19 protein-coding genes are annotated in these 23,503 nt (G+C 70.6%); 8 read left to right on the plus strand and 11 right to left on the minus strand.

The window, feature by feature from the left end:
- Positions 1–107: 107 nt before the first annotated feature.
- The 6 genes from ACWCRB_RS09495 to ACWCRB_RS09520 all read right to left on the minus strand — a co-directional run bounded on the left by ACWCRB_RS09495 (position 108) and on the right by ACWCRB_RS09520 (position 7,253).
- Positions 108–2,546 carry a M4 family metallopeptidase gene (locus ACWCRB_RS09495; RefSeq protein ID WP_450995488.1) on the minus strand — a complete coding sequence of 813 codons (2,439 nt, stop codon included), beginning with the start codon at positions 2,544–2,546 and terminating at the stop codon, positions 108–110.
- A gap of 219 nt (positions 2,547–2,765) precedes the next feature.
- The gene (locus ACWCRB_RS09500; RefSeq protein ID WP_450995489.1) at positions 2,766–3,998 is read right to left on the minus strand and encodes an MFS transporter; all 1,233 of its coding nucleotides are present in this window, start codon (positions 3,996–3,998) and stop codon (positions 2,766–2,768) included.
- Positions 3,999–4,096: 98 nt separating this feature from the next.
- Positions 4,097–4,516 carry a Fur family transcriptional regulator gene (locus tag ACWCRB_RS09505; protein ID WP_369034169.1) on the minus strand — a complete coding sequence of 140 codons (420 nt, stop codon included), beginning with the start codon at positions 4,514–4,516 and terminating at the stop codon, positions 4,097–4,099.
- A gap of 58 nt (positions 4,517–4,574) precedes the next feature.
- A complete protein-coding gene (locus tag ACWCRB_RS09510) occupies positions 4,575–5,477 on the minus strand; it encodes a metal ABC transporter permease (protein ID WP_450995490.1) in 903 nt (300 codons plus the stop codon).
- Positions 5,477–6,244 carry a metal ABC transporter ATP-binding protein gene (locus ACWCRB_RS09515; RefSeq protein WP_450995491.1) on the minus strand — a complete coding sequence of 256 codons (768 nt, stop codon included), beginning with the start codon at positions 6,242–6,244 and terminating at the stop codon, positions 5,477–5,479. Before ACWCRB_RS09515 ends, ACWCRB_RS09510 begins: the two co-directional genes overlap by 1 nt.
- A gap of 49 nt (positions 6,245–6,293) precedes the next feature.
- Positions 6,294–7,253, minus strand: coding sequence for a metal ABC transporter solute-binding protein, Zn/Mn family (locus ACWCRB_RS09520; RefSeq protein ID WP_450995492.1), 960 nt, complete (start codon positions 7,251–7,253; stop codon positions 6,294–6,296).
- 163 nt (positions 7,254–7,416) lie between these two features.
- On the opposite strand from ACWCRB_RS09520, the gene ACWCRB_RS09525 reads away from it, so the two are divergent.
- From ACWCRB_RS09525 to ACWCRB_RS09535, 3 genes are all read left to right on the plus strand, one after another.
- Positions 7,417–8,799 carry a glycine--tRNA ligase gene (locus tag ACWCRB_RS09525; protein WP_450995493.1) on the plus strand — a complete coding sequence of 461 codons (1,383 nt, stop codon included), beginning with the start codon at positions 7,417–7,419 and terminating at the stop codon, positions 8,797–8,799.
- Between the two features lie 223 nt (positions 8,800–9,022).
- Positions 9,023–9,940 carry a DUF4394 domain-containing protein gene (locus tag ACWCRB_RS09530; protein ID WP_450995494.1) on the plus strand — a complete coding sequence of 306 codons (918 nt, stop codon included), beginning with the start codon at positions 9,023–9,025 and terminating at the stop codon, positions 9,938–9,940.
- Between the two features lie 88 nt (positions 9,941–10,028).
- Positions 10,029–10,640, plus strand: a complete 612-nt coding sequence (locus ACWCRB_RS09535) for a LysE family translocator (protein ID WP_450995495.1) — start codon at positions 10,029–10,031, stop codon at positions 10,638–10,640.
- Between the two features lie 32 nt (positions 10,641–10,672).
- On the opposite strand, the gene ACWCRB_RS09540 is transcribed toward ACWCRB_RS09535, so the two are convergent.
- From ACWCRB_RS09540 to ACWCRB_RS09550, 3 genes are all read right to left on the minus strand, one after another.
- Positions 10,673–10,879, minus strand: coding sequence for a hypothetical protein (locus tag ACWCRB_RS09540; RefSeq protein ID WP_235479257.1), 207 nt, complete (start codon positions 10,877–10,879; stop codon positions 10,673–10,675).
- Between the two features lie 99 nt (positions 10,880–10,978).
- The gene (locus ACWCRB_RS09545) at positions 10,979–11,683 is read right to left on the minus strand and encodes a response regulator (protein WP_450995567.1); all 705 of its coding nucleotides are present in this window, start codon (positions 11,681–11,683) and stop codon (positions 10,979–10,981) included.
- Positions 11,680–13,110 carry a sensor histidine kinase gene (locus ACWCRB_RS09550; protein WP_450995496.1) on the minus strand — a complete coding sequence of 477 codons (1,431 nt, stop codon included), beginning with the start codon at positions 13,108–13,110 and terminating at the stop codon, positions 11,680–11,682. Before ACWCRB_RS09550 ends, ACWCRB_RS09545 begins: the two co-directional genes overlap by 4 nt.
- A 234-nt stretch (positions 13,111–13,344) precedes the next feature.
- Here ACWCRB_RS09550 and ACWCRB_RS09555 point away from each other — a divergent pair, with 234 nt between their 5' ends.
- A complete protein-coding gene (locus tag ACWCRB_RS09555) occupies positions 13,345–14,037 on the plus strand; it encodes an ABC transporter ATP-binding protein (protein WP_450995497.1) in 693 nt (230 codons plus the stop codon).
- A complete protein-coding gene (locus ACWCRB_RS09560; protein ID WP_450995498.1) occupies positions 14,034–16,439 on the plus strand; it encodes an ABC transporter permease in 2,406 nt (801 codons plus the stop codon). Before ACWCRB_RS09555 ends, ACWCRB_RS09560 begins: the two co-directional genes overlap by 4 nt.
- Positions 16,440–16,627: 188 nt before the next feature.
- Here ACWCRB_RS09560 and ACWCRB_RS09565 read toward each other — a convergent pair whose 3' ends face one another.
- Positions 16,628–18,061: an MFS transporter gene (locus ACWCRB_RS09565; RefSeq protein WP_450995499.1), complete on the minus strand. Its 1,434-nt coding sequence runs from the start codon at positions 18,059–18,061 to the stop codon at positions 16,628–16,630.
- Positions 18,062–18,162: 101 nt separating this feature from the next.
- Between ACWCRB_RS09565 and ACWCRB_RS09570 the strand changes: the two genes are divergently transcribed.
- Positions 18,163–19,089 (plus strand): helix-turn-helix transcriptional regulator, encoded by a 927-nt coding sequence (locus tag ACWCRB_RS09570; RefSeq protein WP_450995500.1) that lies wholly within the window; start codon positions 18,163–18,165, stop codon positions 19,087–19,089.
- A 188-nt stretch (positions 19,090–19,277) separates the two neighbouring features.
- Positions 19,278–20,222 (plus strand): MEDS domain-containing protein, encoded by a 945-nt coding sequence (locus ACWCRB_RS09575; protein ID WP_450995501.1) that lies wholly within the window; start codon positions 19,278–19,280, stop codon positions 20,220–20,222.
- Here the strand turns inward: ACWCRB_RS09575 and ACWCRB_RS09580 are convergent.
- Positions 20,200–23,193, minus strand: coding sequence for a LuxR C-terminal-related transcriptional regulator (locus ACWCRB_RS09580; protein WP_450995502.1), 2,994 nt, complete (start codon positions 23,191–23,193; stop codon positions 20,200–20,202). The genes ACWCRB_RS09575 and ACWCRB_RS09580 overlap by 23 nt on opposite strands.
- Before the next feature lie 130 nt (positions 23,194–23,323).
- On the opposite strand from ACWCRB_RS09580, the gene ACWCRB_RS09585 reads away from it, so the two are divergent.
- Positions 23,324–23,503 (plus strand): hypothetical protein (locus ACWCRB_RS09585; RefSeq protein ID WP_450995503.1); only part of this gene is annotated, 180 nt, incomplete at its 3' end.

A 23,503-nucleotide genomic window follows, 5' to 3' on the forward strand; every position in this document is an offset into this window, starting at 1 on the left:
GCCTGGCCAGGCACGGCCAGGCACGGCAGTGGCGAGCGGCACCCGGCGCCATGGAGAGCGCCGGGTGCCGCTGTCGTACCCGTGGGGGGTTGATTGGTGGGCGTTGGTCAGCTGGTCGTGACCGCCGTGTCGTCGATCACGAAGCTCGTCTGGAGCGAGGAGTCCTCGACGCCCGTGAACTTCAGGGAGACCGTCGTTCCCGCGTAGGCCGACAGGCTCAGCGACTTCGCCACGTACCCGCTGGCCGCGTTGAGGTTGGAGTAGGTGGCCAGAGTGGTCGTCCCGGCCGTCACCGTCAGCTTGTCGTACTGCGTGCTGGTGGTGGTCTCAGCCGTGTCGATGTGCAGGTAGAACGTGAACGTCGTGCCCGTGCAACCGCTCGGGATCGTCACCGACTGGGAGAGCGTGTCGGTGTGGGTCGAGCCGTAGCCGTCCAGCCATGCCTTGTAGGAGCCGGTACGGGCCGCCTGGCTGCTGGAGCTGGTGATGACACCGCTCGTCGCCGTCCAGGTGGTGTTGCCGGACTCGAAGCCCTGGTTGCCCAGCAGCTGCGCCGAGGTGCAGGAGCCGCCGCCGGTCGCGCTGACCGTCCAGGTGAAGGACGCCGTACCGGTGGCACCCGTGCTGTCGGTCACCGTGACCGTGCTGCTGTACGTGCCCGCCGTGGTCGGGGTGCCGGAGATGATCCCGGTGGAGCTGCCGATCGACAGGCCGGTGGGCAGACCGGTTGCCGCGTAGGTCAGCGAGCCGCTGTTCGTGCTGCTCGCCGTGATCTGCAGGCTGACGGCCGTGCCGACCGTCGACGACCGGCTGCCGGGGTTCGTGACCGTCACGCCCGTCGTCGGCACGGTGATGTGGGAGCCGACGTTGACGCCCGCGAAGGCGTTGCCGACACCCGCGTACTGCGCGGAGCTGCTGCCGTAGAGGTCCGCGGCGGCGTTCAGCGCGGCGGTGCGCGCCTGGGCGTACGTCGTGCTGGACGTCATGTACGTCGTCAGCGCCCGGTACCAGATCTGCAGCGCGGCGGCCCGGCCGATGCCCGCGACGGCGACACCGTCGGAGGTCGGGCTGTTGTAGGTGACGCCGTTGATGGTCTTGGAGCCGCTGCCCTCGGAGAGCAGGTAGAACATGTGGTTCGCCGGGCCCGAGGAGTAGTGGACGTCCACATTGCCGATGCCGGAGTACCAACTGTCGTAGGAGGAGCCGTCCTTGTCGGGCTCGTCCATGTAACGCAGCGGCGTACCGTCGCCGTTGATGTCGACTTCCTCGCCGACCAGGTAGTCGCCGACGTCGGACGAGTTGGCCGCGTAGAACTCGACGCCCGTGCCGAAGATGTCGGAGGTCGCCTCGTTCAACCCGCCTGATTCACCGGAGTAGTTGAGGCCCGCGGTGTTGGAGGTCACGCCGTGCGTCATCTCGTGCCCGGCGATGTCGAGCGAGGTGAGCGCCTTGGTGCCGCCGTCACCGTCGCCGTACGTCATGCAGAAGCAGGAGTCGTCCCAGAAGGCGTTGACGTACGCCGTGCTGTAGTGGACGCGCGAGTACGCTGCCACGCCGTCGTTCTTGATGCCGCTGCGGCTGAAGGTGTTCTTGTAGAAGTCCCAGGTGGTCTGCGCGCCGAAGTGCGCGTCCACGCCCGCCGTCTGCGTGTTGGACCCGGAGCCCGTGCCCCACGTGTCGTCGGAGTCGGTCATCAGCGTGCCGGTGCCGGACGTGCCGTTGTTGAGGTTGTACGTCTTGGCGGCGCCGCGCGTGGTGTCGTTCATCTGGTACGTCGAACCGGACAGCGTGGTCCCGATGGTGACCGTGCCGCTGTACTGGCTGTTGCCGGTGCCGGTCTTGATGTCCTCGAACTGGTACAGCTCCGCGCCGGTCGTGGCGTCGGTGATGACGTGCAGCCGGCTCGGGGTGCCGTCGTGCTGGAGGCCGGTGACCACGGTCTCCCAGGCGAGGGTGGGGGTGCCCTGCCCGGCCCAGATCACCTTGCGCGCGCTGTCGGCGGCGGGCGCCGCTGCGGTGGCCGACTCCTCGACGTGTTCCGCCGCGGCCTTGAGGGCCTTGCCCTCGGCGACTGCCTTGGTCAGCGCCGGGGTGGTCGACGCGACCTTGATGGCGCGCTTGGTGTTGAACGTCGTACCGACCGTGCCGGTGCTCCCCGCCGGGGTGTGCACGACGAGGTCGCCGCCGAGGACCGGCAGACCGGCGTAGGTGCGCTCGTAGCGGGTGTGGAGGGTGCCGTCGGCGTCCTTGGTGACGTCCTTGACGACCAGCTTCTCCTGGGCGCCGAGGCTCAGGGCCCCGGCGGTCCGCGTCGCCTTCTGCTCGGCGCTCCTGATCAGCGCGGTGCGCTGGGCGGGCGTGAGGTCCGCGGCCAGGGCGCCGGCGCGCAGGGGACTGGGGGCCGCGGGCGCGGGCTTGGCGGCGGCCGGGACCGTCTGGACACCGACGGCCAGCAGGGTCGCGGTGGCGAGCAGGGCGCCTGCGGCGGTGGCCTTGCGGGAGCGGAGGGTGGATCTGTGGGGGGTGTTGCTGGACTTTCGTCTCACTCGTGACTCCTCCTGCGACGGCCGCGCCTTCAACGGCCGGAAACAGAACCGGGCGGACGGGGGTGTGCTGCCCGGGATGAGCTGAGCAGTGCGGGATGTGTGCCTGAGACGTGGGGGACGGCTGCCGGAAGAGTGGCAGTATTGAGGAGTGCATGTCATCAAAAGTTAAGAGGTCAAGGGTTATCCCTCTGCGCGCGACAGGAACCCTCTAGGGCGCCTTCAGGCCTCTGTGCGGGGCAGCAGCAGGGGAGTTGCGAGGATCAGGACGCCTGCGGCCCCGATGGCGGTGAGGGGCGTGGTGAGGGCCGCCAGCAGTCCCCACAGCGCGGTGAGCGCGGCGACAGTCAGCTTGCTGGAGACCGACCAGGCGGAGAGGGTACGGGCGACCCGGTCCGCCGGAGTGTGCTGGAGCCGGTAGGTGGCGTACACCGGGTTGAAGACGCCCATGCAGGCGATCAGCCCGAACTGCACGCCCATCACGAGGACGAGCCCGGTCGTGCCGCCGTGCAGGAACACCATGCCGACCGGCCAGCACACGCGCAGGATCCCGAAGGTGAGCATGATCCGGCGCTGCCCGTACCGCGCCACGAGCGGCCGGGACAGCCGTGACCCGACGAGACCGCCGAGGCAGGGCACGGCGAAGGCGAGGGCGTACTGCCAGGGCGCGAAGCCGAGGTCGCCGAGCATGAGGACGGCGACCAGGGGCGCGGTCGCCATGATCAGCCCGCTGACCAGCACGGTGTTGAGGAACAGGGGCCGCAGCACCGGATCGGCCAGGATGAACCGCCACCCGTCGAGCAGATCCCCGACCCGCAGCCCCGCCTTGCGCACTCCCTCGGGGCGGGGCTCGTCCCCACCCATCGCCCGGATACCGACCGCCGACAACAGGAAACTCACCGCGTTCGCCACCACCGTGGTCACCGGCCCGAGCAGCCCTATGGCGGCTCCGCCGAGCGGCGGCCCGAGCACACTCGCCGTCCACATCGTGGACTCGAACCGCCCATTGGCGACAAGGAGTTGGGAGGGCGGCAACAGTCCCTTGAGGCAGGCCCCACTGGCAGCGGTGAAGGTGATGTCGGCAGCGGCGACAACAACGGCCACGACCACAAGCTGCCCGAAGGACAGCACCCCGAGCGCATAAGCAAGTGGCACGGTGAGCAACGCCCCACACCGCACCAGATCCATCGCGACCATCACAGGCCGCTTCCGCCGAAACTCCACCCAGGGCCCGAGCGGCACAGCCACCAGAGCCCCGACAGCGACCCCAACAGCAGCCAACAACGAAACCTGAGCAGGCCCGACATGCAACACGAGCACAGCGATCAGGGGGAAGGCGTCAAAAGCCACCCAGGTCCCGAACAGACTGGTGGCGTAGGCCCCCCAAAGCCACCGAAACGGCACTCCCAGGGAGCCGGTGCTCAGCTGCTTGTCTGTTTCCCCGACAGAACTCACGGCGCGAAGCTATCGGACGTGCAGGTGACGCGTCCTATAGGGGCGCGGGGAACTGCGCGACCAGCCACAACGCACCCGCACCCGACAACGCACCGAACCTACTTCTGCCCAACCGCAGCGCACTCCGCACAAGTACCGAAGATCTCCACCGTATGAGCCACGTTCACATACCCGTGCTCCACAGCGATCGCCTCCGCCCACTTCTCCACCGCGGGCCCCTCCACCTCCACAGCCTTGCCGCACACACGGCAGACCAGGTGGTGATGGTGATCGCCGGTCGAGCAGCGGCGGTACACCGACTCCCCGTCCGACGTCCGCAGGACGTCCACCTCACCCGCGTCCGCCAGGGACTGCAACGTGCGGTAGACGGTCGTCAGACCGACCGAATCGCCCTTGTGCTTGAGCATGTCGTGGAGTTCCTGCGCACTGCGGAACTCGTCGACCTCGTCCAGCGCCGCCGCCACAGCGGCACGCTGGCGGGTGGATCGTCCCTTAACGGGCGGGCCGGCCGTCGTCACCGTTGTCTCCTTACGTCTGCGCTTGCCGGGCCATTGTGCCAGCCCGGACTGTGCGCGGTCAGACGCCCGCCCTGCCGGCGGCCTCCCGGCTGGCCGGAATCACACACTCCGCCGGGTCCCCGGCCGACTGCGAGGCGGCCGCGGCACGGGCCCGGCGCCGGGCCAGGGGTGTCGCGAGCGCGGTCAGCGCGATGAACGCGCCGATGGTCAGCAACACAATTGTCGCGCCGGGCGGCACGTCCTGGTAGTACGAGGTCACGGTCCCGCCGATGGTCACGGACACCCCGATCGCGACGGCGACGGCGAAGGTCGCCGCGAAACTCCGGGTGAGCTGCTGGGCGGCGGCCACGGGAACCACCATCAGGGCGCTGACCAGCAGCAACCCGACGACCCGCATGGCGACGGTCACGGTGACGGCGGCCGTGATCGCCGTAACGAGGTTGAGAGCCCTGACGGGCAGCCCGGTCACCCGGGCGAACTCCTCGTCCTGGCTGACCGCGAAGAGCTGCCGGCGCAGCCCGATGGTGACCAACACCACGAGGGCCGCGAGGACGCAGATCGCGGTCACGTCGGACTCGCTGACCGTGGACAGGGACCCGAAGAGATACGAGGTCAGGTTGGCGTTGGAGCCCGTGGGCGCGAGGTTGATGAACATCACGCCGCCGGCCATACCGCCGTAGAACAGCATCGCGAGGGCGATGTCGCCGCGTGTCCTGCCGTACCAGCGGATGAGTTCCATCATCACCGCGCCGACGACGGAGACACCCGTCGCCATCCACACCGGCGAGGTGTTCAGCAGGAAGCCGAGGCCGACGCCGGTCATCGCGACATGGCCGATGCCGTCGCCCATGAGTGCCTGGCGGCGCTGGACGAGGTAGATGCCGATGGCGGGTGCCGTGATGCCGACGAGGACCGCGGCCAGCAGCGCCCGCTGCATGAAGGCGTAGTCGAGGAATTCCATCAGCTCAGCAGTCCCGTCCGGATCGGTTCGGCGTCGTGAGCCGCGTGCGGGTGTACGTGGTCGTGACCGGGCAGCGCGTGCTGTCCGACGGCCTGCGGGGGCGGCCCGTCGTGCATCACGCACCCGTCGCGCAGGACGACGGCCCGGTCGATCAGCGGCTCCAGCGGCCCGAGCTCGTGCAGCACGAGCAGCACCGTCGTACCGGCCGCGACCTGCTCCCTGAGCGTCCGCGCCAGCACTTCCTGGCTCGCCAGGTCGACGCCCGCCATCGGCTCGTCCATGATCAGCAGCTCGGGTTCGGCGGCGAGGGCACGGGCGATCAGTACGCGCTGGTGCTGGCCGCCGGAGAGTGCGTTCACCGAGTCCTTCGCGCGGTCCGCGAGGCCGACGAGCGCGATGGCCCGCTGGACGGCCGCGTGATCGGCCTTGCGCAGCATCCCGAAGCGGGCACGGGAGAGCCGGCCCGAGGCGACGATCTCGGTGATCGTCGCGGGCACGCCTCCGGCAGCGGTCGTCCGCTGCGGTACGTAGCCCACGCGCCGCCAGTCCGTGAAGCGGCGCCGGGGGACGCCGAACAGCTCGATCTCGCCCTCGCTGACCGGCACTTGGCCGATGATCGTGCGGATCGCGGTCGACTTGCCGGAGCCGTTGGCGCCGAGCAGCGCGACGACCTCACCGCGGCCCACGGTGAGGTCGATGCCCCGAAGAACCGGGCGCGAGCCCAGCTCGGCGCGTACGCCGCGCAGGGAAATGACGGGCTCGCCCATGCCTGCATCCTCCGTAACGATCATCAGTTACCGCTTACTTGGCTACTGCTTACTTGGCGCCCAGAGCCGTCTGGAGGGCCTTGAGGTTGGCCTCCATGACCGCGATGTAGTCGTCGCCCCGGGACTTCTCCGTGATGCCCTCCAGCGGATCGAGGACGTCCGTCTTGAGGTTCGCGTCCTCGGCGAGGGTCTTCGCGGTCTTGTCGGAGACCAGTGTCTCGTAGAAGACGGTCGTCACTCCGTCCGCCTTCGCCTCCTGCTGGAGTTCCTTCATCCGCGCGGCACTCGGCTCGCTCTCCGGGTCGACCCCGGCGATGGCCTCCTGGGTCAGGCCGTAGCGCTCGGCGAGGTAGCCGAAGGCCGCGTGGTTGGTGAAGAACACCTTCGACGCGGTGTTCTTCAGGCCGTCCTCGAACGAGGTGTCGAGCGAGGTCAGCTTGGCGGTCAACGCCCTGGTGTTCAGCTTGTATTCCGCCGCGTTGGTCGGATCGGCCTTCTGGAAGGCGGCGGACACCCCGTCGGCGATCTCGGCGTACTTCACCGGGTCGAGCCAGACGTGCGGGTCGAGAGCGGACGCCTCCTCGTCGGAGTGCGCTTCCTCACCCTCGTGGCTGTGCTCGGTGCTGCCGTGGTCCTCAAGAGTGGTGAGGGTCGCCGCGTCGATCTTCGTCTTCGCCTCGGACTGCGAGACCGCCTCGTCGACGGCGGGCTGGAGGCCCTTGAGATACAGGACCGCGTCGGCCTCCTGGAGCTGCGCGGTCTGCTTGGCGCTGATCTCCAGGTCGTGCGGCTCCTGGCCGGGCTCGGTCAGCGTGCTGATGGAGACATGCCTGCCGCCTATCTGCTCGGCGAGGTACTGCATCGGATAGAACGACGCCACGACGTCGAGCTGCCCGGTGATGTTCCGGTCGGAGGCGCTCGAGTCCGAGGAGCAGGCGGACAGGGCGCCGAGGCCGAGCGCGGTGGCCGCCGCGATCGCGGTGCCCGATATGAGTCGTCGTACGTTCATGACAGTCATTTTCAATGATTCTGGAAACGATTGTCAACAAGCGGGCAAAAGGGCTGGCCCGGAGCACGGTCAAGGGCTCCGGCCGGAACCGATTTGATTGGGGGGCGGCCCCCGCCGGTAACCTGAAGCATTCGCGCCGTCCGTTCGTAATGAAGAGAGCATCGTGGCCGCCGACAAGATCGACACCATCGTCAGCCTGAGCAAGCGCCGTGGCTTCGTTTTCCCCTGCAGTGAGATCTACGGCGGCCAGAAGGCCGCATGGGACTACGGACCGCTCGGCGTCGAGCTCAAGGAGAACCTCAAGCGCCAGTGGTGGCGCTACATGGTGACGTCGCGCGAGGACGTCGTCGGCATCGACTCGTCCGTCATCCTGGCCCCCGAGGTCTGGGTGGCCTCCGGCCACGTCGCCACCTTCTCCGACCCGCTCACCGAGTGCACCTCCTGTCACAAGCGCTACCGCGCCGACCACCTGGAGGAGGCGTACGAGGCCAAGCACGGCCGTACGCCCGCCAATGGCCTCGCCGACATCAACTGCCCCAACTGCGGCAACAAGGGCCAGTTCACCGAGCCCAAGCAGTTCTCGGGCCTGCTGTCGACGCACCTCGGCCCGACCCAGGACTCGGGCTCGGTCGCGTACCTGCGCCCGGAGACCGCCCAGGGCATCTTCACCAACTTCTCCCAGGTGCAGACCACTTCGCGCCGCAAGCCGCCGTTCGGCATCGCCCAGATGGGCAAGTCGTTCCGCAACGAGATCACGCCCGGCAACTTCATCTTCCGCACCCGTGAGTTCGAGCAGATGGAGATGGAGTTCTTCGTCAAGCCGGGCGAGGACGAGAAGTGGCAGGAGTACTGGATGGGGGAGCGCTGGAACTGGTACACCGGCCTCGGTCTCCGCGAGGAGAACATGCGCTGGTACGACCACCCGGCGGAGAAGCTCTCGCACTACTCCAAGCGCACCGCGGACATCGAGTACCGCTTCCAGTTCGGCGGCAACGAGTGGGGTGAGCTGGAGGGCGTCGCCAACCGCACGGACTTCGACCTGTCGGCCCACGCGAAGGCCTCCGGCCAGGACCTGTCGTACTTCGACCAGGAGGCCCAGGAGCGCTGGACGCCGTACGTCATCGAGCCCGCGGCCGGTGTCGGCCGCGCGATGCTGGCGTTCCTGCTCGACGCGTACGTCGAGGACGAGGCGCCGAACGCCAAGGGCAAGATGGAGAAGCGGACGGTGCTGCGGCTTGACCCGCGCTTGGCGCCGGTCAAGGTCGCGGTGCTGCCCTTGTCCCGTAACCCGGAGCTGTCCCCGAAGGCGAAGGGTCTCGCTTCCGCCCTGCGCCAGAACTGGAACATCGAGTTCGACGACGCGGGGGCGATCGGTCGGCGTTACCGGCGTCAGGACGAGATCGGTACGCCGTTCTGTGTGACGGTGGACTTTGACACGTTGGATGACAACGCGGTGACTGTTCGTGAGCGGGACACGATGAAGCAGGAACGCGTGTCGCTGGACCAGATCGAGGGTTACTTGGCTCAGCGGCTTATTGGCTGCTAGAGGTTCTTTGTCGGCTGCGGGCCGGTGGGGGCTGGTCGCGCAGTTCCCCGCGCCCCTGTCGGGGCGCCGCAGTTGGCCCTGATTTCACGATGCCCCGGTTTCGCTACGGTCGTAACAGACGTAACGAAACCGGGGTTTCGCCCATCCGGGACACTTGGGGCTCCGAAGGACAGGTCATACGCGGCTCGCAGGGTGCGGGCGGCGCTGACCTCTCGGGGGCACCATGCGTAAGCAAGCAGTGATCGGCGTTGCCACGATGGCTCTGGCGATCGGAGTGGTCGGGTGTGAGGCCGCGGACGAGGCGGCCTCGTCGTCCGACGTCGGTGTTCAGTCCGCCGGAGTGAGCGGGCAGGCAACGGGCGGGCGGCTGAACGCCGTTGGGCTCACCGCCGACCAGCGGCTCGTCACCTTCCGGGTCGACCGGCCCGGGCGGGCCGTGCCGCTCGGCAAGGTGGACGGGCTGCACGGTGACACCCGGCTCATCGGCATCGACTACCGCGTCCAGAACAACAAGCTGTACGGCGTCGGCGACCGGGGTGGCGTCTACACCGTCCGGGAGATCGGCGCCAAGGCGACCAAGGTCTCCCAGCTGAGCGTTCCGTTGCAGGGGAGCAGCTTCGGCGTCGACTTCAACCCCGCCGCCAACCGGCTCCGGGTCATCAGCGACACCGGCCAGAACCTCCGCCACAACATCGACGACCCGGCGGGCGCACCGGCCGCCGGTACGACGGCGACGGACGGCGTCCTGACCAACCCGCCGGTCCCGCCCGCGACTTCGGGTGCGACGGCGACGGGCGTCACGGCGGCCGCGTACACGAACAACGACCTGGACGCGACGACGGCCACCACCCTGTTCGACGTCGACACCGTCAACGACCAGGTGTCGATCCAGTCCCCGGCGAACGCCGGCAACCTCGCCCCCACGGGCAAGCTGGGCGTCGACGCGGCTCCGGCGGGCGCCGGCTTCGACATCTACAGCTCCACCCGCTCCGGCACGAACACCGGCTACGCGGTCCTGCGCGTGGGCGGCGCCCAGCGTCTGTACCAGGTGAACCTGCTCAACGGCTCGGTGCAGCGCGCGGGCACCTTCGACGCCGGACGGCAGGTGGTGGACCTGGCGCTGCCGCTGCGGCAGGGCTGAACGCCGTAAGTGGTCGTGTAAGTGGTCCTCTTGAGGGGCCGGCCATTGGACCTGTAGGTCCGGCCGCACCGGCGGCAGGCTGGCCCCCATGAGCATCGCTTTTCTGCTGACCACGCTGGTCGTGGTCGCCACGCCCGGTACCGGTGTCGTCTACACGCTTGCCGCCGGGCTGTCGCGGGGGCGGCGGGCCAGTGTCGTCGCGGCCTTCGCCTGCACGCTCGGGTGCGTGCCGCACATGCTGGCCACGGTGACCGGGGTCGCCGCCCTGCTGCACACCAGCCCGACCGCCTTCCAGATCCTCAAGTACGCCGGTGTGGCCTACCTGTTGTACATGGCGTGGGCCACGCTCCGGGAGAAGGGGACGATCACCGTCACGGAGGAGGGGGCACCCCGGTCCACCTGGCGGGTGATCGTCCGGGGCGTGCTGATCAACTTCCTCAACCCGAAACTGACCGTCTTCTTCTTCGCGTTCCTGCCCCAGTTCGTGAACCCCGACGATCCCAACTCGGTCGTCACGATGCTCGTCCTGGGCGGGGTCTTCATGCTGGCCACGTTCGTGGTCTTCGCCGCGTACGGCATCCTCGCCGCCTCCGTACGCAGCCAGGTCATGGCACGGCCACGCGTGATGACCTGGCTGCGGCGGGCGTTCGCGGGATCGTTCCTCGCACTGGGGGCGAAGTTGGCGACGACGAGTGCGTGATCGGGCGAGTGAGACCCTGCGCCCCGGTTCGGTCAGCCCGCCGTCGGATCCACCGTCGCCTGGTGTTCCTCGGCGAGGTGTTCCTCCGCCTTCAGCCAGGGGAGGAACTGGACCTTCTTCCGCCAGCCGCAGGTGTCGCAGCTCATGACGCGATGTGCTCCGGTTCGCTGGACGTGGACGACGTGTTCCCGTCCGTGCTGGTCCCAGCGGCTCACCTTGCTCGTGTTGATCTGCAACATGACCTCTCCGGCGTCCAAGGTGCGTGCAGGTGTGAGTGTGCAGCAAGAGCAACATCAACGGGGGGCGACTGTGTGAAGAGTTGACAGGATCCGGATAGGTCAGGCTTCGGCCCCGGGCGCGATCAGGCCTGTCTCGTAGGCGAGTACGACTGCCTGGACCCGGTCGCGCAGCTCCAGTTTGGAGAGGATGCGGCCGACGTGCGTCTTGACCGTGGTCGGGCTCAGGAACAGCCGTTCCGCCAGCTCGGCGTTGCTCAGGCCCGTCGCCAGCAGCCGCAGGACCTCCAGTTCACGGGGTGTCAGCCCCGACAGGTCCGTGTGCCGGGTCGGGGTCTGTGAGGGCGCCTCGCGGTGGGCGAAGCGTTCGATGAGGCGGCGGGTGATCGCCGGTGCGAGCAGGGCGTCGCCGGACTGCACCAGACGTACGGCGGCCACCAGATGCTCGGGGGTCACGTCCTTGAGGAGGAAGCCACAGGCGCCGGCGGTGAGGGCCGCGTAGACGTAGTGGTCGAGGTCGTAGGTGGTGAGGATCACGACGCGGGTTCTCGCCGCCTCCGGGGCGTCGTCGGCGAGGATCCGCCGGGTCGCCTCGATGCCGTCCATGCCCGGCATCCGGATGTCCATCAGGACGACATCGGGCCGGGTCCGGCGTACGGCGGCCACCGCCTCCGCCCCGTCCGCCGCCTCGGCCGTCACCTCGATGCCGTCGGCGGCCAGGATCATTCCGAACCCCGTACGGACCAGGGCCTGGTCGTCGGCGATGACCGCTCGCAGCGGTGGCAGCGGTGGTTGGTCGTGGGTCATGGTGTCCGCCACGGGACGGTGGCTCTGATGCGATAGCCGCCGGTGAGGGTCGGGCCGGCGATCAGCTCGCCGCCGTAGACCGCCAGGCGTTCGCGCAGGCCGATCAGACCTCGACCGGTTCCCCCGGTTCCACCGGTGCCGCTGTTCTCGCCTTCCGGCGGTGGGGAGTTGGGGGTGGTGGCGGTCGTGGCCGTGGTCGCGCTCGTGTTGGCCACCTCTATCTGGAGGCAGTCGTCGGTCCAGCCGATCAGTACGGAGGCCTCGGCGCCCGGCGCGTGCTTGATCGTGTTGGTCAGCGCCTCCTGAACCACGCGGTACGCCGTCAGGTCCACCCCGGGCGGCAACGGGTCCGGCGGCAGCGTCACCGCCACGGACACCGGAGTCCCGGCGCCCCGCACCCGTTCCGTCAGCGCGTCGAGCCGGTCCAGGCCGGGCTGCGGCTCCAGACCGTCGGCCGGGGTGTCGTGGAGGCCGGTGTCCGGGGCGGCCAACAGGCCCATCACATGCCGGAGTTCGGCCATCGCGGCCCTGCCCCCGGCCTCGACCGCGAGCAACGCCTCCTTCGACCGTTCGGGCGCCGCGTCCATCACCTTGCGCGCCGCCCCGGCCTGGATCACCATCACGCTCACATTGTGGGTCACCACATCGTGCAACTCGGCGGCGATACGCGCCCGTTCCTCCGCGACGGCCTTCCGCATCGCCTCCTCCTGCGCCCGCTCCAACCGCGCGAACCGGTCCCGGCCCGCCGCCAGCCGCCGCTGCCCGAACCGGACGAGCCCGGCCAGCACCCCGGCGACCAGCAGCACGACCCCGGGACTCGACCAGCCCGGCAGAATCGGCTCCGCCCGCTGGAACGCGACCCCGGCCAGGACCGCGCCGACGACCAGCGCGGCCAGGGCGCCCGCCCGGTAACGGCTGTGCACGACCGCGCTGTAGGCGCCGATGACGCAGGTCAGCACGGTGATCCAGGAGGCGCGGTCGCCGGTGGCCAGCCCCGCGGCCAGCACCACCCCGAACACGGCCAAGGGGTACCGGCGTCGGGCCAGCAGCGGCAGCGCCGACAGGACGACCAGGGGCCAGGGCGCGACGGCGCCCCCGTCGCCCGTCGGCAGGATCGGCGGACGGGGTGGCGGTTGCGGGAGCTCCGGGGGCTGCGGGACCACCGGCGCGGTCTCGGCTCCGGTTCCGTACTCGTAGTCGGTGTTCGGAAAGAAGCGCACCGGGCCGTCGCCGGGATAGCGCGCCGCGACGATCAGTGCGACGACGGTCAGCAGGACCGCGAGCGCCAGGTCGGCGCGTACCGCCCGCCGTGACAGCGGAGCGGGCTTCGGCTCCGGCCGCAGCGCGTCCCACAGGTGCCGACGCCAATCATGCCAATGACGCCAATGCCGGGCGCGCCGGTACCCCGTCTCCGTCGGCGTTTCCATCGGCTCATTGTGGGGGCGGGTCGCCCCGCCCCGCGTCCCTCCGTACCGAACAGATCAACAAGCCGTTCCTCAGGCGTACTTCGCAGGGATGACCCCACGGCCGGGTCCTCCGCGGGGAGGGCCGGACGTCGGTGTCGCGGCCGACGCGCGGTGACGGCGCCCGCCCCTACCTTCACCGAGTCCGGCAAGTTCTCCCTCGCACATCTTCAACAAACCGTAGGGGCAGGCGAGTTCATGACCCAGGTGATCCAACTCGACGGCGTGGCCAAGCGCTACGACAGTGCGGGCAGGCCCGCGCTCGGCCCGCTCACGCTCTCCGTCGAACAGGGCGAGGCCCTCGCCGTGACCGGCCCCTCCGGCAGCGGCAAGTCCACCCTGCTGAACCTCGTCGCGGGCCTGGACCGGGCGACGGAGGGCAGTGTGTCCGTGGCCGGCCGACGGCTCGACGACCTGACCGAGCACGCGTTGGCCCGGTTCCGGCGTGAACAGATCGGCATGGTCTTCCAGTTCTTCAACCTCCTCGACGACCTCACCGTCACCGACAACATCCAGCTCCCCGCCCAACTACGGGGAACCGCCCGGCGCGAGAGCGCCGCCCGCGCCGGGGAACTCATGGAGGTGCTCGGCATCCAGAAGCACGCCCGCGCCTATCCGGGCCGGCTCTCCGGCGGTGAACGCCAGCGGGTCGCGGTCGCCCGCGCACTGGTCAACCGCCCCGCGCTGCTGCTCGCCGACGAGCCGACCGGCGCCCTCGACACCGCGTCCGGCCAGGACGTACGGGAGCTGCTGGTCGAGCTGCACCGGGGCGGGCAGACCATCGTGCTGGTGACGCACGACCTGGCGCTCGCCGAGTCGTGCGCGAGCCGCACGATCCAGCTGGTCGACGGTCATCTGGCCCTGGACACGCGGGCGGAGGCCGTCCGATGATCCGCCGGCTCCGTTCGATCGGCTTCGGGGGCGGCGCGCTCGGCCGGGTCGTACGGTCGGGGGTGGGCCGGCGCCGCGTACAGACGGTGGTGATCGCCGTGGCCACGATGATGGCCGTGGCCTCGGCGGTGGTCGCCGGGTCGCTCGTCGTCGCCGCGAACCGGCCCTTCGACCAGGCCTTCGCGCAGCAGCACGGCGCGCATCTGATCGTCCAGTTCGATCCGGCCAAGGTGACCGAGGCGCAGATCGAGGCGACCGGGGAGCTGGAGGGCGTCACCGCGAGCGCCGGGCCCTACCCGGCCACGACGATCCAGCCGGTGGACTCGGCGGAGGGACACCTGCCGACGCTGAACCTCGTCGGACGGTCCGCGCCGGGGGCCGACGTGGACGATCTGGACCTCAAGTCCGGCCGCTGGGCGGCGAAACCGGGCGAGATCGTGCTGAACGCGGAGTTCAACGGCCCCAACCTCGGGCTCGGCTCCACGCTCAGGGCCACGGAGGCCGCCGACAGCCCGACCCTGACGATCGTCGGCTTCGCCGTCTCGGTCAGCAGAACCGCCGACGTCTGGACGACCCCCGCCCAGGCCAGGGCACTGGCGTCGGCGGACACCCCGCTCACGAGCCAGGTGCTCTACCGCTTCGACGCGGCCGACACGGACGGCCAGATCACCGCGGGCCGCAAGCGGATCGCCGCGGCCGTACCGTCCGGCGCACTGCTGAGCAGCCGGTCGTACCTGGAGACCAAGCGCGACGCGGACCAGGGAGCGGCGCCGACCATCCCCTTCCTCGTCGCCTTCGGCATCCTCGGCATCGTCATGTCGGTGATCATCGTCTCCAGCGTGACCAGCGGCGCGGTCGGGTCGAGCCTGCGCAGGATCGGCATCCTCAAGGCGGTCGGCTTCACCCCGCGCGAGGTCGTACGCGCCTATGTGGCCCAGGCGTTGATACCGGCGGCCGTCGGCATCGGGCTGGGCGTCGTCCTCGGCAACCTGCTCGCCGTACCGCTCCTGCACGACACCGAGCAGGCGTACGGCACGGCCACGCTGAGCGTCGCCTGGTGGGTGGACGTCGTGGTGGCGGGCGGCGCGCTCCTGGTCGTCGGGGTCGCCGCGCTGATCCCCGCCCTGCGCGCCGGACGGCTGCGTACGGTCGAGGCCATCGCGGTGGGCAGGGCGCCGCGCACCGGACGCGGCCAGTGGGCCCACCGGGCGGCGGGACGGCTGCCGCTGCCGCGCGCGGTGACGTACGGCCTCGCGAGTCCCTTCGCACACCCGGTACGCACGGTCGCGATGCTGCTCGCGGTGACCTTCGGTACGGTCGCGGCGACCTTCGCGGTGGGCCTGACCGCGTCCCTGACGGCGGTCAGCGCCGCGGCCGACCCGGAGGAGCGCGCCGAGGTCACCGTGTTCGCCGGCGGTGGCGTCGGGCCGTCGGCCGGCCCCGGCGGCACCCGGCGTACGGAGGGCGGGACGCCCGAGGCAGCCCCGGCCGCCGATCCGGCCGCCATACGCGCGGCCGTCGAGGCCCAGGCAGGCACCGCTTCCTACTACGCCATGACGAAGAACGACGCCTCGGTGGCCGGGATCACCGGCGCGGTCCCGGCCAGCCTCTACCAGGGGGACACCCGGACCGGCAGCTACGAGATGCTCTCCGGGCACTGGCTCGACGGCGCGGGTCAGGTGGTGGTCGGCTCGGGCTACCTGAAACGAACAGGCACCCAGATCGGCGACTCGCTCCGGGTGACCTACGAGGGGCAAACCCGGACCCTGCGCATCGTCGGCGAGGCCTTCGACACGTCGGACGGCGGGCTCCAACTCCACGCGAACATCGCCGACTTCCCCGGAACCGAGCCCCGGATGTTCCTCGTCGAGGTGAAACCGGGCGTCTCTCCCGGCGAGTACGCCACGAAGCTCGCCGAGGCCGTCCGGCCCCTGGGCGGCGACGCCATGGCCAACGCCGCTTCGCGCCAGGACAACTTCGTGATCATCCTGCAGTCCATGGCGGCCCTGCTCACCCTGATGCTGGTCTCCGTGGCCGGCATGGGCGTCCTCAACTCGGTGGTCCTGGACACCCGGGAGCGAGTCCACGACCTGGGCGTCTGCAAGGCCCTAGGCATGACCCCACGCCAGACGATCACCCTAGTACTGGCCTCGGTGACCGCCATAGGCATCCTGGGCGGCCTGATCGGCGTACCCACCGGCTTCGCCCTGCACGGCATAGTCCTCCCCCTGATGGGCCACGCGGCAGGCACGGAACTACCACCGTCGATCCTGGACGTGTACGACCTATGGCAACTGGCCCTACTGGGCCTGGCAGGCATCACGATCGCCCTACTGGGCGCGCTGCTCCCGGCGGGCTGGGCGGCGAGGGCACGAACGGCGACGGCGCTGCGGACGGAGTGAGGGGAGTGGAGTGACGGGGGGGTGTAGTAGCGGAGGTGGAGTAACGGAGGTGGAGTGACGGGGGGTGGAGATGCGGGAGCCGCCCCGAAGGGGCGCTCCCGCCAGGGGCGCGGGGAACTGCGCGACCAGCCACAACGCACCCGCACCCAACACCCGACCGCCTGACCCGAGCTCTCAGTACTGACCGCTCAGCCAATCACCCGAGGCAGCCGCAGGCTAAGCAGCGTCGTCAACACAATGCCCCCCAACTGCACCACCAGCGTCGTCACCAACGCATCCCCCATCCCCATCCCCGGAGCCAGCGAAAGAAACAACGTCCCCAACGTAGCCACCCCCAACGCCAGAGCCGACTGCTGAGTCGTGATCATGACCCCGCTCCCCACACCCGCCCGCGCAGGCTCGATCTCCGACAGGACGATCCGGAACAGCACAGGCAACTGCAACGCCTGCCCCGCCCCCGCAACCGCCGCCCCCGGCAACAACTCCACCAGCCCCAGATCCGGCCAGGACCGCCACGCCGCGACGGCGATGAGACCCACCCCCACCCCCTGGATCAGCCCACCGACCGTGACGACCCGCGTGCCGTATCGGGTGACCAGCCGAGGCCCCGCGAGGGACACGCAGAAGAACGTCACCGCCATCGGCGCCAGCGCCAACCCCGCCTGCACAGGCCCCAGCCCCGCACCCCGCTGCAGAGCCACCGCGATCACGAACATGAACCCGCTGAAGCCGATCGAGAACGGCACGATCATCACCAGCCCCCGCCGCAACGACGTCAGCGCGAAGAGGGTCGGCGGCACGAGCGGAGTACGCCCCTTCTGGTCCGCGCCGCGCTCGACCGCGTAGAACGCCGCCGCCGCGAACGGGAACGCGGCCAGCGACAGCCAGGTCCACAGCGGCCACCCCGCCGCCCGGCCCTCGGTGAGCGGCGCCAGCAGCGTGATCAGGGACACCGCGAGGAGGAACGTGCCGGGCGCGTCCACCGGCTCGGGGTGCTGAGAGCGGGTCTCCGGGACCGTCCGGGCCGCCAGGACCAGACCGAGCAGCACGACCGGCACGTTCACGAGGAACACGGAGCGCCAGCCGGTGCCCGCGATGTCGGCGGCGACGAGTACGCCGCCCAGGATCTGGCCCGCCACCATCGACAGGCCGGCTGTGGCGCCGTACAGGCCCATCGCCCTCGCGCGGCGAGGCCCCGCCGTCGTCGACTGGATCGTCGCGAGCACCTGCGGCAGCATCGCCGCCGACGCCGCGCCCTGCGCGATCCGGGCCGCCACCAGGGTCCAGGCGGTCGGCGCGAGCCCGCAGGCCAGCGAGGTGATGCCGAAGGCCACCATGCCGCCGATGAAGAGCCGGCGTCGGCCGAAGAGGTCGCCGAGCCGCCCGCCGAGGACGAGCAGGACGGCGTACGCGACCCCGTACCCGGCGACCACCAGTTCGAGGACGGACTCGCTCGCTGCGAGGTCCCGGCCGATGGTGGGGAGGGCGACGTTGACGATGAAGAAGTCGATCAGGGGGAGTGCCGCACCGAGCAGCACGGTGAACAGGCCGAGCCCACCGAGTACGGGTGACCCGGCGGGGGAGCGGACGGAGGCGGTGGGTGAGGTGCTTGTGTCGGTCACGTCGACCAGCGTCCGCCTCTCCTGAGAGGGGTACCAGAGTGTCTTTATCCTGGTAGTAGGAGTACCTGGAAACAGGGTCCGCGCGGAGAGAAAGTGGAAAGGTGACCACCATCGCCCAGGAAACCATCGCTCAGCAACAGCAACAGCAACAGCAGGAGCAGAGCCGGGGGGCGCAGCGGCCGGGCGGGCGCGGCTCGGAGATCCGGCGCCACGAACTTGCCGTCTTCCTGCGCAGCCGCCGCGAGCGCATCACCCCCGAGCAGGTCGGCCTGCCGCGCGGCAGGCGCCGCCGTACGCCGGGTCTGCGCCGCGAGGAGGTCGCCCAGCTCTCCGCCGTGGGCGTGACCTGGTACACCTGGCTCGAACAGGCCCGCGCCATCCAGGTCTCCGAGCAGGTGCTCGACGCCCTGGCCCGCACCCTCCTCCTCGACCCGAGCGAACGCGCCCACCTCTTCCAGCTGGCCGGAGCCGTCGACCCCACGCCCGCCGCGAACTGCCCGACGATCACTCCCGCCATCCGTGAACTCCTGCGCGCCCTCGACCCCATCCCGGCCTGCATCCAGAACAGCCGGTACGACATCCAGGCGTACAACCGCACGTACAGCCGTCTCATGGGCGACCTGGACGCCGTACCGCCCGAGGACCGCAACCTGCTGCTGCTCGTCTGCACGAACGAGGAGTGGCGGAAGTCGGTCGTTCTGCTCGAAGAGACACTTCGCGTGATGGCGGCCAAGCTCCGGGTCCAGCAGGCCGCCCATCTCGGGGACCCCGCCTGGAAGTTGATGCTGAGGCGGCTGCGCGCGCAGTCCCCGGAGTTCTGCGAGATCTGGGAGCGGTACGAGGTGGTCAACGTCCGCGGCAAGACGAAGCAGTTCCGCAATCCGTACGTCGGCCTGCTCACCGTCGACCACACGGACCTGTGGCTCGCCCCGGAGCTGGGCACCCGCCTGGTGACGATGGTCCCGTCGGACGCGGAGACGCGCGAGCGCCTGGAGAAGCTGTACGAGATGTTCGCGGACGGGGAGTAGACGGGGGGTAAGGGAGCGGAGGGTCGGTCGGGAAGGGGAGGTAACTGCTCGCGTTCCGTCGGTCATCCGATCGCGAGTGGTCAATTCCGTTCGTAATGAGGGGCGTTGGTGGTGGCGGCAGTGGCGCGCGCAGGCGTGTCCCTACCGTCGTACTGAGTGGATCATCAGCACCTGGGGAGGCGCCCTCGATGACGGAACACGGACCTGAGCACGCACACGCAACTGCCCGAAGCGTCCCCGTGGAGGCGTTGCGACCGGGCGACCACGCCTGCCTGGACGTGCCCGACGCGCAGGCCCACTGGCAGGTCCTGACCGCCTACACCCGCACCGGACTGACCCGGGGCGAGCGGGTGATGGTCGTCCTCGACCCGGCCGACGTGAGCGACGACGACGCCCTCGCCCGGCTCGACGGCGGGACCGGCCAGGCCGAAGACGCCTGGCAGAGCGGCCAGTTGGAGATCGCACGCAACACCGCCGTGTACGTCCCCGACGGCAGTTTCTCCAAGGAGCGCCAATTCCGGCTCTACTCCGCCGAGTTGGAGCGGGCGCGGACCGAGGGGCTGACCGGGCTGCGGGTCGGGGCCGACATGGCCTGGGGACAGCGGACCGGGGTCAGCGACGACCAACTCGTCGACTACGAGGCGTTCATGGAGCCACTGTTCGTGGATCCCCGTCTCACCGCGATGTGCTGGTACAGCCGTCACCAGTACACCGACCACCTGGTGGCCGCGATGCGGACGGTCCACCCACTCCAGGTGATGACCCACCTCGACGCGCTCGAAGTGACCCGTACCGACGGCGGCGCACGGATTGCCGGCTCCGCCGAGCCTGGCACCCGCGAGGAGTTCACGGCGACCCTGCGCGCACTGCTGACCCGCCGCTCCGCCATCGCCTCGACCCCCCTCCGGTACGAACTCGACCTGACCGACCTCTTCTACATGGAGGCCCACGCCGCCTGGCAGCTCATCGGCTTCGCCCGCGGCCTGCCCGACGGCGACACCCTCGACGTCCGCTGCGGCCCGATCCTCGAAGCGGTCCTGCGAGGCCTGGGCTCCGACGACGTGCGCCAGCTGAGGCTCCGCACAGAGACGGGCAGGGAGACGGAAACGGTCACCGGGAGGGCGGCCCACTGAACCAGGCCACCACCTGACTCCGGCCCGCGAACCCCAACTTGCCAAGAATCCGCTGAACATGCCCCTCGGCCGTACGCCGAGAGATCACCAGCCGCTCGGCGATCTGCCGGTTGGTCATACCCAAGGCGATCAGAGCAGCGACTTCCCACTCACGACGGGTGAGACCGGTGTCGGGGCCGGGGGGTACGGGGGGTGCGGTGCGCACCGGGGGAGCGGCCCGCACGGCGCGCCGGGCTCCCGATGCGGGGCGCCCATTTCCCGCTGGGGTGAGTCCGGGGCCTGCTGCGGCGGCCCCGGCTCCTGGTGCGGCGCGCCCGGGTTCGGCTGCGGTGCGTCCGGCTCCTGGTGTGCTGCGTTCGTTCCCCGCCGAGATGCGCTCGTTCCCTGCTGAGGCGCGCCCGGCTCCCGGTGCGGCGCGCCCGGGTTCGGCTGCGGTGCGTCCGGCTCCCGATGCGCCGCGCTCGTTCTCCGCCGGGGCGCGCCTGGATTCCGCTGCGGTGCGTCCGGTTCCTGGCGTTTCGCCCCGGGCTCCTGGTGTGCCGCGTCCGTTCCCCGCCGAGGTGCGTTCATTCCCTGCCGAGGCGCGTCTGGGTCCCGATGTGGCGCGCTCAGCACCCGATGTGCCGCGCCTGCTTCCCGCCGAAGTGTGCCCGGGTTCCGCTGCGGTGTGCCTGTTCTTCGCCGAGGTGCGCCCGGTTGCCGCCGAGGCGCGCCCGGCTTCCGCTGCTGTGGTGTCCGCCTCGCCCAGCGCGTACGCGAGAGCTTCCTCGGCCGACAGCTCGTAGCCCCGCCGGTGGGCGTCGCCGCCATACGCGTACCGGTCGTCGTCGGGTGTCTCGTGGGTCTGGGGTTCGGTTGTCGGGAGGTGTGTCGACTGGCGTTGGCCGGACAGTGGGTCGTGGCCGAGGTCGTACCAGATGCGGTGCGCCGCGCCCCGCAGCACGGCGGCCCGTTCGGCGTCGCCGTGGGCGGCGGTGGCGACGGCCAGTATCTCCAGGGTGCCGCCGACAGCGTGCGGCTCGCCGGTGACGTACGGCAGCAGCAGACAGCGGCGGGCGCTCTCGGCGGCGGCGTCGTGGTCGCCGAGGGCCCAGCGGGCGGTGGCGAGTGCGCCCAGGACGTACGAGCGCACCCACTGCTCCCCATGCGCCTCGCACACGGCGAGGGCGTCCAGGCACAGCGGGACGGCGAGTTCGGGCCTGCCGTGGAAGGTGAGGGTCGTCGCCATCTCGACGCGGCTGAGGACATGGAAGGAGAGCAGCGGTGCCGTGTCGTTCCCGGTGTGTTCGCCGAGGATCTCGGCGAGTGGTCTGACGTCCGGTATCTCGTGCGGGGCCAGGGTCGGGGTGTGCGGGGTGCCGGTCAGGAGGACGGCGTTCGTACGGCTGCGGACCAGCGGGATCAGGGCCGCGGCCCAGTGCGCCCGGGTCAGCTCGGGCGACGGTCGCCCGCCCTCGCGCAGGGCGAGCCGCTGCCACCAGTGCCGCAGCTCCGCCCAGGCGCCGCGCGCGATCCAGTAGAACCACAGGCTGCCGACCAGACGCTGCCCGCGCGGGGCCTCGCCGGGGGTGGTGAGACAGAAGTCGAGCACCGCCCGCAGATTGTCGTGCTCGGCACGCAGCCCGGCCAGGGTGCCCGGCTGGTCCGGCCCGAACCAACGCCGCTCGTGCTCCTCCGCGACCCGCACGAAGTACGCGCACAACCGTCGCCGCGTGTCCTCGGCCTCTCCGAGCGCCTCCAGCCGCTCCAGCCCGTACTCACGAAGCAGGGCAAGCATCCGATACCGGCTGCCGCTCCCGTCTCCCCCCTCCTCCCTGACCAGCACGGACTTCTCCACCAGCCCGGTCACGGCGGCCAGCACAGCGACTCGGGCGTTCCCTGCTCCGGCCCCGGCAGCGCCCACTCCGGCTCCGGCGCGGGCCGGTGCCCTGCCGCCCGTGCGGGCTGTCCCCGCCTGGGTCGGCCCGCCGTGCGGGCCGACCGTGTCCGGGCGGGCTGCCCGGCCTCTGACGTGAGCCGTGCCCGCCGGGCCGGATGTGCCGCCGGCGTGGCCCGCTCCCGCCGAATCGGCTCCGGCCCCGGAACGGCACCTCTTCCTCCCGCCCGACCGCCCCGCGAAGGACTCGCACACCGCCTCCGCCCCCGCCAGGTCGAAGCTGCCGGTGAAGACCGACAGGTGGGACCAGGCGAGTTGCTCCTCCGGGGTGCAGAGGTCGTGGCTCCAGTCCACCGCCGAGCGGAGGGTCTGGTGGCGGGGCGGTGCGGTCGGGCTGCCGGACGTGAGGAGGCGGTAGCGGTCGCCCAGGCGTTCGCCGAGACGCTCGTCCAGTTGCTCCACGCCCAGCGCGTGCATCCGTACGGCCGCCAGTTCGATCGCCAGCGGGAGGCCGTCCAGGCGGTGGCAGAGACGGGCCACCGCCGCCCGGTTGTGGTCCGTGATCTCGAAGCCGGGTGCCACCGCCGCCGCCCGGTCGGCGAACAGGCGCAGTGCGGGGAAGTCCGTCCCGGGAAGGTCGTCCCCGGGGGCCGGGGTGGCCAGCGGGGCCACCGGGAGCAGCCGCTCCTCAGGGAGACCGAGCCGGTGGCGGCTGGTGGCCAGGACGCCGACCCCCTCCGTCGCCGAAAGCACGGCGGCCACCACCAAGGCACACGCCTCCGCCACGTGCTCGCAGTTGTCCAGGACCAGCAGCAGCCGCCGGGTACGCAGATGCTCGACGACCGTCTCCAGTGGCGCCCGGCACGTCTCGTCCCGGATGCCGAGCGCGTCCGCCACCGCGTGCGGCACCAGCGTGCCGTCCCGTACGGCGGCCAGCGGCACCAGCCACACCCCGTCCGGGAAACCCCGTACCGCCCCCTCCGCCACCCGTCCCGCGAGCCGGGTCTTGCCCACCCCGCCAGGACCGGTGAGCGTCAGCAGCCTGGTGGCCGCCAACAGCCGCCTGGCCTGCGTCAGTTCATGGCGCCGGCCCACAAAACTCGTGCCTGTAACGGGAAATCCGACCGTCCGCCGCGACCCGGCTGCCCCCAAGATCGGCCACGCCCTCTTCGAGTTCGTCGAGTTGATGGTGCCCTTGCGTCTTCCCCAACGGTGATCATCAGCAATGGGTTACAACAACGGCTCACATCGAGGTGCGCGCCCCCGCGGAGCCCCGCACGCCCTTCTCCCCGCCCCCACCCTCACGGGCCCCACCCTCACGGGCCCCACCCTCACGGGCCCCACCCTCACGGGCCCCACCCTCACGGGCCCCACCCTCACGGGCCCCACCCTCACGGGCCCCACC

The organism is Streptomyces sp. NPDC002156 (assembly GCF_053593675.1).

Coding starts and splice junctions, on each gene's coding strand:
- ACWCRB_RS09510 (WP_450995490.1), bottom strand. CDS start 5,477: ATGGAATTCCTCGACTACGCCTTCATGCAGCGGGCGCTGCTGGCCGCG.
- ACWCRB_RS09515 (WP_450995491.1), bottom strand. CDS start 6,244: ATGGGCGAGCCCGTCATTTCCCTGCGCGGCGTACGCGCCGAGCTGGGC.
- ACWCRB_RS09520 (WP_450995492.1), bottom strand. CDS start 7,253: ATGAACGTACGACGACTCATATCGGGCACCGCGATCGCGGCGGCCACC.
- ACWCRB_RS09530 (WP_450995494.1), top strand. CDS start 9,023: ATGCGTAAGCAAGCAGTGATCGGCGTTGCCACGATGGCTCTGGCGATC.
- ACWCRB_RS09535 (WP_450995495.1), top strand. CDS start 10,029: ATGAGCATCGCTTTTCTGCTGACCACGCTGGTCGTGGTCGCCACGCCC.
- ACWCRB_RS09540 (WP_235479257.1), bottom strand. CDS start 10,879: ATGTTGCAGATCAACACGAGCAAGGTGAGCCGCTGGGACCAGCACGGA.
- ACWCRB_RS09545 (WP_450995567.1), bottom strand. CDS start 11,683: ATGACCCACGACCAACCACCGCTGCCACCGCTGCGAGCGGTCATCGCC.
- ACWCRB_RS09550 (WP_450995496.1), bottom strand. CDS start 13,110: ATGGAAACGCCGACGGAGACGGGGTACCGGCGCGCCCGGCATTGGCGT.
- ACWCRB_RS09555 (WP_450995497.1), top strand. CDS start 13,345: ATGACCCAGGTGATCCAACTCGACGGCGTGGCCAAGCGCTACGACAGT.
- ACWCRB_RS09560 (WP_450995498.1), top strand. CDS start 14,034: ATGATCCGCCGGCTCCGTTCGATCGGCTTCGGGGGCGGCGCGCTCGGC.
- ACWCRB_RS09575 (WP_450995501.1), top strand. CDS start 19,278: ATGACGGAACACGGACCTGAGCACGCACACGCAACTGCCCGAAGCGTC.